Here is a 14,115-nt window from a genome sequence, read left to right on the forward strand (position 1 = left end):
TTGGGGGAATTCAGCATCAGAATCGCTGTTTTTCACAGGCTTGATTTTTTAAAGGTTACTCAACGGCACTGAGAGCGGGAAGACCCGCACCGCCTTCCGGAGTTTCCGGAGCGGGAGTATTCGGCGTGTACAGTTCCTTGCCTCCCGGATCCACCACTTCCGCCTTCACCATGATGATGATGGCCTTGCGCTGTTCCTTGGACCCTTGGGAACGGAACAGGCGCCCTACCCAGGGGATATCCCCCAAAATGGGAATTTTGTCCTCATATTGGACGGAGGTAGCTTTTTTCAAGGCTCCGATCACCAGGGTATTGCCCGTGATGACGCGGACGGAAGAGGTCATGCTGCGCTTGGAAAATACGGGCTGGAGAATGAAGTTGTCCGACGCTTTGGTCATGGTTACTTCATCCTTCCCTTTTTCCTGGGATACCAGAGGCAGGAAAATGGGAGTACCATAGTTGATGAACCCGTCAAAATCCACGAGTTCCGGAGCAACCGTAAGATCCACCATGGACTTGTCCTCACTGATGCCAGTCACCTCCACATTGAATATGGTACCCAGCTGCCTGGTTTCAAATGCCGTAGGATGAGCGGGCGTCATCGGCATGATGGGAATGCGTTCGCCTACGTCGTCATCGTCGCCCCAATAGTCGTCATTGTTGTAGTCCCTGCCGGTGCTGTTGGGAATTTCGGGCGGATCATATTCCGTGGGGTAAATCAGTTCCCTGCCGCTGAAGAAGGTTGCCTTTTCTCCGGGGCGTACTACCACGGAAGGATGCTGCATGATGTCCGTGCCTTTTTTCTGGCTCAGGCCCCGCATGATCATGGTGACGTCCGCCTGGCTCCACATGCCGCGCATGGTCAGGATGCTCGGCGCTCCGCCGGGGGTGTAAACGGCATCCGAACTTCTGGCGGAAGTGCCGCGTTCGATCATCCCGTCAATGCTGTCTTCCGTAAATACCTGGTTGCCTGACCTCAGGCCGCCCACTACTCCTGCGGGAGATGCGGCCCCGGCCACTCTGGCAGCACTGTCCAGTACGGTATTGTTATAATCGTTCTTATTCGTCCCTGCCCCGCCCATGAACCATTTGTTGGGGTCAAGGTTGAGGTTCACGATCCAGTTGAATCCCAGTTCTTCCAAATCCGCCTGGTTGACTTCCAGAAACGTGGCGCTTACAATTACTTGCAGGGGCTGAGCCGCCGACTTGGCAGCCACCAGTTCTTCCAGGAAGTTCAGGTCCCTGGGAGTTCCATGGAAAAAGAGTGTGGAGTTGCCCGCGTTGTATTTCACGGAGCTGCCGGCCGGCAATTTCAACCCCATGGCGGCCAGCATCTTCTGCGGGTCCACCCGCTTCAGCGTCATTCCGGAGGAACCGGAATCACCGGAAGCGAACGGGTCCAGATCGTCCGAACCTGATGAGGAATCCGTCCCGGAGAAGAAACCGGGAGGAACGGGAATGGTCTTGGAGACCATGTAGGATGTTCCGGCGGATGGAGTGACGAGTTCCGCGCCATAGGCGTTCGTGCGGAAAATCAGCCCGGAGGCGCGGGCTACGTACTGCAGGGCTTCGCGCAACGGAATGTTTTGAAGATTCAGGGTGATTTTCTTGGCGGCGATATCCTTGGCGGTAACGCTGTCCGGAGGACCGGGGTCCAGGGAAATGTTAATCCCCCTCTCGGCCTCGGTCTGGGCCGTTTCATCATGCACCCGGGACTGGTTGCGGAGGTAGTCCACGGCTTCCTCCACCGTAGCCTGCTCCAGCTGCACCCTGGGCAAACGGATCATGCCCAGCTTCCGGTCCACGCTCACCACGGGATTTTCCAGGGGCTGGGAAAAGGATTCCGGCTCCTCGGGAACTTCCGTAACGGAAGGACGGCGTTCCCAGAGGCCGCTTACCTCCGCCAGGGCGTTCCCGCGGGTTTCGTCCCGCGCAGAGGAAAAATAGCTGGTGCGCGCACGGTTCACCTGCTCCATGCCGCGCCGCGCCGCCGTATTGTAGGGGTCAATGAGAAGGACGGAGTTAAATTCCTTCAGAGCTTCGTCGTACTGTCCCAGCTCATAATACCCGAATGCCAGGCGAAGGAGGCCATTGACCTTTTCCACGTCCACGGCATGCTGCGGAGTCAGGGCGGGGTTCGTCCGGATCGGGTCCTTGAGCAGTTCCAGAGTACGCTTGGCCAAGGCATGGTTCGGAGTCGTTTTCAGCGCGGATTCCAGCAGTTCCGAGGCTTCGTCATAACGTCCCACCTTGATGTATTCCTGGCTCACGGCCACGCTGGCATCCGCAATACTGGTTTCCAGAAAGCGCCGCCGGGTCTCCATATTGGGAGCCTTGGGCAAGGTATTCAGGCTTTTACGGTAAAGTTCCAGAGCCTCCTGGTACTTGCCCTCGGAATATTGCTGACGCGCCTGATTCAGAAGCAGCATGGAAGCCTGCGCCTGTTCTTCCATCCGGGCAGCAGCACGGCGGGCGGCGCCTGCGCCGTCCTGCGCCAGGGCAGGACAGGCTCCGGCAACGGCAAGCGCCAGAGCAATCTGCTGAATGGTAGACATGGAGTAAGGAAAACGTCTAGTCATAGGAATTTTCGGGACTATAACGAATTAAATTCCGTCCGTCATTATAAAAACGCCCAGAGGAGCAAAAAATATCGAATGTGAAGAAGAGGGCTCCGCGCCCCGGCTTCTTCTATGCTCCGGACAGTTCCAAAACGCCTACTTCTCCCGGTTTCAGAGGATAGGGAAGTCCCCTCTCCATCAGTTCGCTCCTGTCAAAAAACCTGTCTTTCCCATCTTTCTTCATCAGGTTTCTGGCGCGCACTTTCGCCGTCTGGATGCCGCACCAGTTGAACGCATGCTGGGGAATGGAGATGCGGAGGTTATAGAAATTGATGGTCGGAGAAAGATTTCCCACCACCAGCACCGTGGAATGGGCATGGGCATGGTACCTGAGCATGGCATACACCCAGTGTCCGGAAGTGTCTTCCGCCGGTTCCCTGCCGAAGGTGGTGTTTTTCATATTGGCCCAGTTCAGGCCATAAAAATCCCCGCGGTCCAGTGCGGGATGCTGGAGGAGGGGCAGCAGGCGCGCGTGAAAGTCCCTCAATTCCGCGGAATCCTCGTCCAGCAGGGAGGCGTCAAACCTGCCGCCGGCCACCCAGGGCTGCAACTGCGGCAGGCAGGTATAGTCAAAGATGCTGGTCCGGCCGTTATGGCCGCCAAAGCCGCCCGGAGCTTCCGCGCGTTCCCCCACCTCCTGCCCGTTGTACACCAGCACGGGGCCCTTGCTGGAGGCATACACGAGCGTCATGATGGCCGGCAGAATAGTGCGCCCCGTCCCGCCCCATGCTATCGGCGAGCAGACACGCTTTTCATCGTGGTTTTCCACATAACGGACGCCGTGGGTCAAATACTGGGGCTCACTCCGGAAGAGGCGGTCAAAATCGTTGGCCCAGTTCCCCCGCGTATAGACATGTTCCGCCAGATGGTAGCAATCGGCGTCATAGACGGCATTGAATCCGGATTCCAGCAGGGCGGTACAGGGATCGCCCGGAGTGGTTTTCAGATGGTCATTGTAGGCTTCCGCCATGAAAAACACGTCGGGCAGACGCACCCGGGAGCGGGCAATGGCCCATTTCCAGAACGCCATGGGAATCATCTGGGCCATGTCGCACCGGAACCCGCCAATGCCCAGTCCCTGCCAGAATGAAAGAATATCGTCCATGATTCTCCATGTCTTGGGGACCTTCTGCTTGGGACTTGTCCAGTCCGGCAACAGGCGCAGGGCCGGGAGCCCCGCCAGAAAGTTATAGCCGTAATTGAGCTTGACCGTTTCATACCAGTCGCACCGGTCCGGCTCCCACGTCACCGCATTATTTCCCGTCACCCTGCCGAAAGTCATCTCCCCTTCGAACAGCCCGTCCGGGAGGCGCAGGGGGGGGCCGTCGCCGGGGCTGTTGGAAGTGAGGTAGAAATATCCCTGCTCCGGTGAAAAAAAGGTATGGTGGTCGTCCCCTTCTCCAAAGTCGTCATGGCCGTCCCAGTCCGCCAGGTAGGCGCGGGAGACATGGTTGGGGACAAAGTCCATGAGAGGCACCAGTCCCACGGTCCGGCACCGCCTGACCAGGGCCTTGAATTCCTCCATCCTCAATTCCGTAACGGACCCCAGGTCAGGGTCCACATCAAAGTAATCCAGAACCGCATAAGGACTGCCGGCCAGCCCTTTCACGATGGATTCCGGCTGCGCGGGCAGCCCGGGGTGGGCCGTCTGCGTGGCATGCCTCAGCACGCCCGTCAGCCAGATGTGGGTAAAGCCCATCCTGGCAATTTCCCGCAGAGCCTTGTCCGTTACCCCGTTAAATGTGCCGCAGCCGTTTTCCTCCCGACTTCCCCAGTCCACTCCGTGCATTTCCATGTTGGAAAAGTGGCGGACAAACAGTTGATAGATGACCGGACGCATGAATTGAAATGACTTGATGCAGCCCTTCCCCGAAAAAGAAGGGGACAGGCGATGCCCTCTTCCTTCCGCAGGAAGGGAGTCCGTTTATAATGCTAGTTTTTCCAGGTACTCTGCAAGTGTATTCTGATCCACCGGGGCAATTTGGCCCAGCCGCAGCAAGGCCTCCCTCCTGTTCCGCAGCGTGCCTTCCAGTTGAAGTTCCTGGATATGGGAAAGCCATTTTTTGAAATCCGGTCCCGGAGAAAATCCCAGAGCCATCAGGTCGCGCCCGGTCACCAGGGGAGGCGGCACCAGGGGTTCCTGCCGGTAGGATTCCCTGGCGTCCCGGACGAATTGCCAATTATCCATCAATCCATTGGAGGAAAGGCAATCCAGCCGGTGCAGCTCCAGTTCGTCCCGGAAGAAGGGGGAATTCATGAACATTCTCAGGGTGGATTTCTTCATCTGCCGGACATGCATGAAGCGCATGTGGCGCTCCACCATGTCCGCCACGGCATCCACCACGGCATTGGAGTATTTCAGCCTCCGCAAAATGACACGGGCCAGCGCAGCACCTTCCTTGTCATGACCGGAAAAACGGATTCTTCCCGTTTCATCCACCTCCCGGCAGGCGGGTTTGCCGATGTCATGCAGCAGCACGGCCAGGGCCAGTTCCAGGGAAACGGGACCTCCGTCCGTCCCCAGCGCTTCCAGCATCATCAGGGTATGTGTGTACACATCCCCTTCCGGGTGCCACTGGGGGGGCTGCCCACAATCCACCATTGCATACACTTCCGGGATGATGTGTTTCATGAGTCCCGTTTCCACCAGCATTTCCACCCCTGCCCTCCTGCGCGGAGCCAGCAGTATCCTGTCCAGCTCCTCCCGGATGCGCTCCGGGGCTATCCGGGCCAGCAGGCCGGAGTTCCTGCAAACGGAAGCGTACGTTTCCGCTTCCATGGCCACTTCCCGGGTGACGGCAAAGCGGACCGCCCGCATCAGGCGCAGGGAATCTTCCTCAAAGCGGCAGTCCGGATTCCCGATCGCCCGCAGAATTCCCGCCTCAATGTCCGCCACGCCATCCACATAATCCACGATGCCGCCGGGAGGGTCGGAAAAAGGTTCTTCAAACAGGCCGTTCATCGTGAAGTCACGGCGCCGGGCGTCTTCACGCGCATCCGTAAAATAGACGGCGTCCGGTCGGCGGCCGTCGCTGTAATTTCCGTCCTTTCTGAACGTGGCCACCTCAAAGCAGAAACCCTTGTGAAGAACCAGCACTACGCCGAAGGCGGCACCCACCTCCCATGAACCGGGAAAAAGGCGCAAGACTTCGTCAGGCCGGGCGGAAGTGGCAATGTCTATATCCTTCACGGGATACCCCATCAGCCGGTCCCGAACGCATCCCCCGGCAAAATACACCAGGTGCCCAGCCCGGGCCAATGACCGCGCCACGGCTTCTGCCGCCGCTCTCATCGGGGTTCTTTCCATGGAACGGCTATTCCGGAATGGGACGCAGAGGGGGAGCGGATACGGGAGGCGCCGCCGGAGCCGCCGGACGGACGAGCTGCCGTGAAGCCGGGACCGGACGGGACGCGGGAACACGCGTATCCGGTGAATTGATTCTTTCCGGGATCACGGAGGCAGGTGCGGCCGGAGGAGCCTGGGGAGCTTTTTCATCCGCCTTTTCTCCGAATGTGTTCATGGCGGCATAAAGATTGGCGTCAAACAGCATATCCGGGGTGCCCCGCATCAAAATCTTCCCCTTGGGGTCCAACAGATATACCCGGGGAGTATGGGCCACGCGGTAATCCTTGAATGCAACCGCCTGGGCGTCCACCAGGGAGGGTATGTCCAGATTCAAATTCAGCAGGGCCTTTTTCACCCCTTCTTCGGAAACCGGAGCTATGGGCATCACCGTCATCCCCGGAAATTCCTTGCGCAGGGAGGCCGCCTTTTCCAAAAACTTGACGGACATGGCATCCCGGGGGTCCCAGAAAACCAGCAGAACGGGCTTGTCTCCGGAGGGAATTTCCACCCAGGTTCCGGTAGCGGAGGAAGGCAATTTGATTTTAGGCCCCGTCTGGCCGATGTTGAGATTGAGGATTTCATACAGTTCCTCCTTGACCAGGTCCTGGACGGGAACGGGGCCGAATTTGGCATCGTAGCACTTGATGATGGCGTCCTTCAAAAGCCTGCCTCTGGCGGCGACAAGGCGGGAGTCATCCTGCTGCATCCCGGAACTTTCCTTCATGACCATCGCCAGCCCCAGGGAAGCCAGCCCCTGATCTTCCGGGAACTGGTTCATATCCTTGATCTTTTCCAGGATAGTGCGGCAGCGCAAATCGCGCGAATTGCTCAGCGCGTGAGCCGCCTGTCCCGCTCCCTTTTCCATCACCATGTTGTTTTCCAGGGCATTCAGGCAGTTCAAGACGATTTTCCTGGCAGCATCTCCGTTGGGAAATGCTTTCTCAAGGGCCTGCGGATGGTCCAGGAACCAGACAATGGCCGGAAGGGCATAAGGCTTGGAGAGATCGCGACCCACCTGCCTCCACAAGTCCCTGGCTGCGGACACGGCGTCCGGCTGGCTTTTCAGCAGTTCCGCCCTTTTCGCGTCCGTCTCAGCTATCTTGAACGCAGATTCCCAGTCCGCCTGCCTGCTGTTCCAGACGGACAGGACATTCTTCATGCCTATCTCGTCCGCAGAAGCCCATCCGAGCAAACCGCATGTACCGGCGATCACGCAAAGCACTCTCTTCATACCGCGCCACTATGCCCTGACAGATACTCCGCGTCAATCAAACGTAACGACAATTCATGATGAAACCGTTCAGGCAAAAACACACCTGCCATTTCCTCCAATCCGTAAAATCTCCGGCACATCCCCATGCCCTGTTCCGTTTCCAGGGACAGTATCCACCGCATTCCTTCCCGGATATATTCCTGCCGTCCCCCCCCCTTTTTCCTTACAGGAGCCATCAACGGGCGGCAATTCATGCATTCCTGTGAAATGCTCCGCCGGAAATATGTTTTTCCACATGAATAGCGGAAAAGAAGCATCTTTTTCCCTCACAGGAAAAGATTTTTGTCACACCACAGCAGTCTTTGACAACCTCCGGACGATCACAAATACCGATTTATTCCGAAAGGAACAGCTGCGGCCTATTTATCATAGACGGCAAATGTCCCCGTACAGATTTTTTCCACAACGTCATGGCAGGCTGAGTACCTGACGGCTATTTTCACCCAACTTCATGAGAATCCTGCCTTAAAAACGAACAAACCCCGGCGAATCACTTCGCCGGGGCTGCTGTTCAACTAACTACCTATGAAGACGGAGAGATCCTTGGTGGATGAAGTGCTCTCTCTTTCACTGCATCCGGATCGTAACCGTTATGGGTGAGACAGCCGGGAAGTGAATATGTTCAAACATTTCTCTTTTTTGTATGACACAAGCTTGAAACAATATCTCTGAATGGAAAAACGGCGGCAGATTTTTTCCGCAGCCGTTTCCCTTAATTCATTGTGAAATCAATGCTGTTCAAAAAAGAAAAGGGGATCCGTTCTCTCCGTTGCCGAATGATTCTTTTCTGTCAAAATAACCGGGAAAAAAATGATTCAACACTATCCCGCCTTTCCTGAAGAAAACAAGGGAGGGCCGTTCCCCTCCCTCAAATATCCCGCTTACGCCGCCACAAAATTTCTTTCATCATTCGTCAGGGCGCGCACCTGGACAGCCATGAATCTCATTTCATTGAGCATGTTCAGATAAAGCAGGGAGGAACGCGTGCGCGTCTGGTTGCGCTGGGTTCTCTTGATCTGACGCTTGGTGGCCTTGGCCACAAGCTGGAGCAGTTGCTCCTGCGCCACCATCGTGTAGTCGAACTGGGTGTAGGTTCCCGTCTGGAGCATTTTGCAGTATTCGTCCAGCAGTTTCATCAGGGCCGTGTGGACTTCCCTCAAGTCGCCCACCTGGTCAATGGTAAAAGGCGTATGGTTGTTGTCCACATAGGTAAAGATGGATTCGGAGAACTGGGCCAGGCTCTGCGTGGCTTCATTCAAATGTTCCAGCGCCTGGACAAAGTGATAGCCCATGTCCAGGGAACGGGACTGCATCTTGTAAAGGATGGGAAGGATGTCGTACTTGTGGTGCTCGCTGCTGGTGAGGGCCAGGCGTTCCGCGGCTTCCGACATTTCCTTGAGCGCCTTGCGGTCTCCCTGGAAGAAGTTTTCCACGGTGTCGTTGTATATTTCCCGGAGCTTGAGCGTGCTGTCCACGATCTGGTGGCTGCACACGTCCAGAATGTTTTCCTCCGTGATCTGGTCGAACCGTTCGGTGGAAAGCTTGTTTTCCCGCTTGCGGTGCATGACGGTAGATTTCACCAGAATGACGGCCACCAGCGCCAGCAGGCCGAAGATGGCATATACCTGGCCGTAATGCAGCACCGTAGCCATGATGGCGGCCAGCGTGAAGGCGGCCAGGCCCGTCATGAACCAGCCGGAAATGACCGTAAGCACGCCGGTAACCCGGTAAACGGCGCTTTCCCTTCCCCATGCCTTGTCCGCCAGAGAGGAACCCATGGCTACCATGAACGTCACATACGTGGTGGAGAGCGGAAGCTGCTTGCCGGTGGCCCAGGCGATCAGCAGGGAAGCCACGGTCAGGTTCACGGTGGCGCGGATCAGGTCAAACGCGACGCGGTCCTTGGGATTCAGGGGCTGGGGAGCGGGGTCCCACTGGTGGTTCATGCGCACCAGCATGCGGGCGGGAATAAGTTTTTTCACACCGCGCCCCAGGGCAATGGCGCTGCGCACGATGGCGCGGGCCGGAGGCACGGAACCGAAGCGCTCAATGCCGCCCTCCCCCTGCCGGGAGAGTTCCACGCCGGTGGCGATGACCGTCTTGGCCTTTTTGGAGAACCACAGCGCAAAGATCATCATGCAGCCCGCCGCAAAGAGAATGTAATGGTTCACGGGACCGCCCTTGCCGGGCATCAGGCATTCCATGGCAGTGATGGAGGCCGTACTTCCGCCGTCCGCCACCACGCCCCGGGCGTACTGGAAGGAGTCCAGGCCGCCCATGAAAACGCCGATGAAGTTGACCAGGTCATTGCCCGCAAACGCCAGGGCCAGGGAAAAGGTTCCCGCCAGGACGGTCAGGCGCAGGATATTGGTCATGAACAGGTGCTGAAGCAGGAACATGAGCAGGGAGAAGCCTGCGAAGGCGACCAGGACCGCCAGCCCCAGATTCTGGTCAATGTAGGCAATCATGCCGCGGTCCAGCAGGGTGGATTCCTTCAATCCCTTGAATACCGCAAAGTAGGCGATGGCCGTCATGGCAATGCCGCACCAGAAGCAGCCGAACCATTTGAAGCGGGACTGGTATTTGAATGTGAACGCCAGGCGGGAAATCCACATGACGATGGTACCCACCGTGAAGGCGATGGCTACGGAGAGAAGAATGCCGGTGACGATTTCAAACGCCTTGTCCGTGTTGATGAAGTCCCACACCGTTTCCGTCATATGGAGCTTGGAAATTTTGAAAAGGGCCGTGGCCACGGCAGCGCCGAGAATGCCGAATACCAGGGAAACCGTGGTGGAGGTGGGCAGGCCGAATGTATTGAAGGTGTCCAGAAGAATCACCTCGCTGATCATCACCCCCAGGAACAGCAGCATCACTTCATGGTAGCTGAACATGTTGGGATGGAAGATGCCGTTACGGGCCACTTCCATCATGCCCCCGGAAAAACACGCGCCCACCAGGACGCCGATGGAGGCCACGGCAAGAATCGCCCGGACGGGGGCGGCCTTGGAACCGATGGCGGAGTTGAGGAAGTTGACGGCGTCATTCGCGACGCCATTGATCAAGTCAAACGCCGCCAGAAGCAGCAGGGCTACGATAATAATCCAGTAAATTGAGTCCATAACTGTCTCTTGTGTATGGTGGGCGGAGGGCGTCCGCGAGCTGCACCACCGCCTCTTTACACGGAAAAGGGAGATTTTGCCACTGTTTTGTTACAGAAAATTCACCCTTCCCGGACCGTCAGCGGGAGGAACGCGGAAAGTCCAATTCGGAGGGGTCCGGCCACCGGTGCCGGGGGTAGCGCCCGGCCAAGTCTTTTTTCATCTGGCCGTACCCGTTGCGCCAGAAACTTTCCAGGGAGCCGGTCACCTGCCACGGCCTCTGGCTGGGGGCCAGTACTTCCACTTTCACGGTCACGGCGCCACGCGCAATGCGGGGGGATTCCGCCACGCCGAACAATCTCTGCACCGTCAGGCCGATCACCGGCGTGGAATCCTCCTCATACCGGACTTTGGCATGCTGCCCGTTGGGGAGCGTGAGGATTACCGGGGCGTAGTCGTCCAGCGCCTTCGCCTGCCAGCCAGAAAGCCAGTCCCGGAGCACGGGCATGATCTCCCGCTCCTTGATGTCCTTGTATCCCACGGCGCCTTCACAGACCATGGCGATGGCCACCAGCTTGTCTTCTTCCCCGAACAGGGGCAGTTCCAGCTCCGGCATCCAGCGGCTCAGGCCGTTCAGACGGCGTATCCACTGCTCCACGGCGTGGTCCCACTTTACCAGCTTCAAGGTGCCGTCCACCACTTTTTCCGCCAGAATGGGAGCGGCCAGTTCCGCCGGGGCATCCCCGCGGTCGCGGTCTTCCAGCACCAGGTCTTCATACATCAGGCGCTGGTGCAAGCGCACGCGGCGCAGGCCGGAGTCAAAAACGGCCGCCTCCCCGCCCGAAAAACGTTCCGGCCATACGGCGCGCAATTCTTCCGGGGTGATGAGCGTGCAGCGGCCTATGCGGGTTTCCACCGCCTTTCCGGACAGTTCCGCCATTTCCGCGGCCACAAAGTGCAGGCCGCGCAAGGCCACGCTGCCTTCGGACAGCCTGCCGCCCACGCCGCCCGCCATGCGGCACGTGTTGGCCGCCACTCCGTTCCGGACGCCCACATGGTCCGCAAATCCTTCCATTAATGCCCGGGCGACGGAAGAACGCGCCGCCAGGAAATCCGGCTCCGGCACTTCCCGTGAATGCCCGCGGCTGCCGATGGACAGCAACTGCCGGTAAGCCATCCACACTTCCCGCGCACTGCGGGCGGAAATGCCCAGGCGGCCGCACACTCCCGCATCAAAATGGGAATCCAGGGCCTTCCCCACGGCACGCCATTCCGCCTGAAAGTCCGTATAGTCGCCGGAATCCCGCAGATCATCGTTCAGGCCGCCCTTCGCTTCCACGCCTTCCCCCTGCATCAGCGCCGCAATGGCGGCCAGTTCCACCACACACCGTTCATCCTGCCCGGCCACAATCAGGCGGGCCAGCCGAGGCGGCAACGGAAATGCCGTCATCCTCCTGCCCGTCTCTGTCAGGCGTCCCTCCCCGTCCACGGCTCCCAAGGAGGCAAGGAGATGGCGCGCCCGCTGAAGAACCAGAGGGTCCGGCCTGTCCAGCCAGCGGAATTCCTCCGGGTCCGCCACACCCCAGGAACACAGGTTCAAAACGGCTCCGGACAAGTCCACCCGGAAACACTCCGGAGGGTCGAATTCCACCTTCTTCGCCTGTTCGGCCTCACTCCACAGCCGGAAGCAGCGGCCTTCCGCCACGCGGCCCGCACGGCCCGCGCGCTGGGCGGCGGACGCCTTTGAAATCCTGACCAGGTGCAGGGTGTCCATGCCCCGGTATGGGTCCCATCCGGACTGGCGCACCCATCCGGTGTCAATGACGGTTCTCACTCCCTCGATCGTCAGGGAGGTTTCCGCCACATTCGTAGAGACGATGACGCGCGGCCGCTCTCCCTTTTCCACCGCGCGGTTCTGCTGTTCCGGACTCAATGCCCCGTACAGGGGGAAAATGTCCCAGCCCCCCAGCCACGGTTTTCCCTCCAGCAGTTCCACCGTGCGCCGGATTTCGTAAACGCCCGGCATGAACAGGAGAATGTCTCCGCAAGCGGCATCCTTCACCGCCTCACGGACAGCTTCCGCGGCCTGGTCCCAGACGGACGGCGGCGCCACCCTTCCCCGGCCGTCGCTGACCGGCCGGGAAGGACGGTACGTGATTTCCACCGGGTACTGCCGCCCGCAGGCTTCCAGCTCCCGGCAGGATTCCCCCATGTATTCCCTCAGGCCGGACATTTCCAGCGTGGCGGACATCACCACCACGGCCAAGTCCGGCCGCGGGCCTTCCTGAAGGTCCAGCACACGCCCCAGAGACAAGTCCCCGGAAAGACTCCGTTCATGGAATTCGTCGAAGACCACTGCGCTCACCCCTTCCAGGCAGGGGCGGTCCGTCAGCCAGCGTTCCAGCACGCCGTCCGTCACGTACGCAATACGGGTACGGGAGGATATGTGCCGCTCAAAACGAACCATGTACCCTACTTCCCGCCCCAGTTCCGAGCCGCGCAGCCTGGCTACGTGCCGGGCCAGCAGGCGGGCCGCCATCCGGCGCGGCTGAACGACGACGATGAGGCCGTTTTCCCCCAGCCCCGCGTCATCCATCATCGGAGGAATTCCGGTGGATTTCCCGGAACCCGTGGGCGCTTTCAGCAGAATGCGGGGGGACGCCCCCTTCAGGGCCTCCAGAAATTCCCCGCGGATTTCCTCAATGGGAAGGGACGTACCAGACATGCGGCTTTACAATTTTTTTCTTGTCCGGCTCTTCCGCTCAATACACTACCGTCATCATCAGAAGACACAGGAACGGGACGGTGAAGGACGGACTGTCAATGAGATCGAAGAGGCCGCCTATGCCCGGCAGCAGGGAGCCCGAATCTTTCACGGACAGGCTGCGCTTGACCAGGGAGCCCGCCAAATCCCCATAAACGGCCAGAATAAAAATGAGGGTGATACCCAGCACCAGCATCAGGACGGATGCCGGAGAAAGCGACGCCGTGCCGAACATCGGAAATACCAGGCCTATCCCCGCAGCATTCGTCAACAGCCAGGAGCCGATGATGCCCTCCCACGTTTTTTTGGGACTGATATGGGGAATTAATTTTTTAGTGAAGAATTTTCCCCCCAGCAGCAGTCCGCTGACGTAGGCGAAAATATCGGTCATCTTCGTCACCAGGATCACCCACAACACCATCATCACAATGCGCGGAGACTCGGCCCCCGCCTCCAGGTAGCCCAGATGGATGGCGGGAATGGCGAAGGCGAACAGCCAGCCGGGATAAATGAAAGACAACAGCGTGGTAGCGACGGAGCGGAGCGCGCGACTCCCGACGACGGGACGATTCATCTCCCGGATGAAGGCCACCACGACCAGGATCACCGGAGCCGCCACAACCAGCAGCAGGGGGTCCGGCATCATCCTGAATTCATCCCGCATCGTGAGGCGGAATTTGTTAAAAAAACACGCCACGGACAACAGCACCGGATAAGCCGCCCCGAACAGGAAACTCAAACGGGCCTGCCCCGCCTTGCCGGACCGGATGAGCATGTGGCGCCATTCCCACGCGGTCAGGATGCAGAAGATGCAGACCAGCCCGTAATAACCGGCTTCACGGTTCCAGACCAGGGCGCCGGCCAGCAGGCCCAGCAGGACAAGAGTGCTGAACAAACGCTGGAACAGCACGCGCATCTTGCTTCCGGCAGGGGCATTTTCCCGGGGTGGTGTGGTCATACTCGCGCAAAGTGTACAGAAAACGTCCCTGACCTCAATACTGAATTGGCTCAGCG

General features: G+C 58.8%; 7 protein-coding genes. All 7 read right to left on the bottom strand.

The window, feature by feature from the left end; all coding sequences use genetic code 11:
• Positions 1–55: 55 nt before the first annotated feature.
• Positions 56–2,554: an Amuc_1098 family type IV pilus outer membrane protein gene (locus OQH67_RS00515; protein WP_215435007.1), complete on the bottom strand. Its 2,499-nt coding sequence runs from the start codon at positions 2,552–2,554 to the stop codon at positions 56–58.
• A 133-nt stretch (positions 2,555–2,687) separates the two neighbouring features.
• On the bottom strand, positions 2,688–4,457 hold the full coding sequence (locus OQH67_RS00520; RefSeq protein WP_265145552.1) for an alpha-amylase family glycosyl hydrolase: 1,770 nt from the start codon (positions 4,455–4,457) through the stop codon (positions 2,688–2,690).
• 84 nt (positions 4,458–4,541) lie between these two features.
• Entirely contained in the window at positions 4,542–5,888 is a 1,347-nt protein-coding gene (locus OQH67_RS00525) for a CCA tRNA nucleotidyltransferase (protein ID WP_265145553.1), read from the bottom strand.
• Between the two features lie 43 nt (positions 5,889–5,931).
• Positions 5,932–7,194, bottom strand: coding sequence for a TlpA family protein disulfide reductase (locus tag OQH67_RS00530; protein ID WP_215435005.1), 1,263 nt, complete (start codon positions 7,192–7,194; stop codon positions 5,932–5,934).
• A gap of 923 nt (positions 7,195–8,117) precedes the next feature.
• Positions 8,118–10,358 (bottom strand): inorganic phosphate transporter, encoded by a 2,241-nt coding sequence (locus OQH67_RS00535; protein WP_215435004.1) that lies wholly within the window; start codon positions 10,356–10,358, stop codon positions 8,118–8,120.
• A gap of 118 nt (positions 10,359–10,476) precedes the next feature.
• Complete coding sequence (gene hrpB / locus OQH67_RS00540) at positions 10,477–13,062, bottom strand: ATP-dependent helicase HrpB (protein WP_215435003.1); 2,586 nt, start codon at positions 13,060–13,062, stop codon at positions 10,477–10,479.
• Between the two features lie 37 nt (positions 13,063–13,099).
• Positions 13,100–14,059 carry a phosphatidate cytidylyltransferase gene (locus OQH67_RS00545; protein ID WP_215435002.1) on the bottom strand — a complete coding sequence of 320 codons (960 nt, stop codon included), beginning with the start codon at positions 14,057–14,059 and terminating at the stop codon, positions 13,100–13,102.
• Between the last annotated feature and the right edge of the window lie 56 nt (positions 14,060–14,115).

The sequence above is a fragment of the Akkermansia biwaensis genome, assembly GCF_026072915.1.
Taxonomy (GTDB): Bacteria; Verrucomicrobiota; Verrucomicrobiia; order Verrucomicrobiales; family Akkermansiaceae; genus Akkermansia; species Akkermansia biwaensis.

Excerpts from the sequence above, each read along its gene's own strand:
- OQH67_RS00515 (WP_215435007.1), bottom strand. The coding sequence starts at position 2,554 with ATGTCTACCATTCAGCAGATTGCTCTGGCGCTTGCCGTTGCCGGAGCC.
- OQH67_RS00520 (WP_265145552.1), bottom strand. The coding sequence starts at position 4,457 with ATGCGTCCGGTCATCTATCAACTGTTTGTCCGCCACTTTTCCAACATG.
- OQH67_RS00530 (WP_215435005.1), bottom strand. The coding sequence starts at position 7,194 with ATGAAGAGAGTGCTTTGCGTGATCGCCGGTACATGCGGTTTGCTCGGA.
- OQH67_RS00535 (WP_215435004.1), bottom strand. The coding sequence starts at position 10,358 with ATGGACTCAATTTACTGGATTATTATCGTAGCCCTGCTGCTTCTGGCG.
- hrpB (WP_215435003.1), bottom strand. The coding sequence starts at position 13,062 with ATGTCTGGTACGTCCCTTCCCATTGAGGAAATCCGCGGGGAATTTCTG.
- OQH67_RS00545 (WP_215435002.1), bottom strand. The coding sequence starts at position 14,059 with ATGACCACACCACCCCGGGAAAATGCCCCTGCCGGAAGCAAGATGCGC.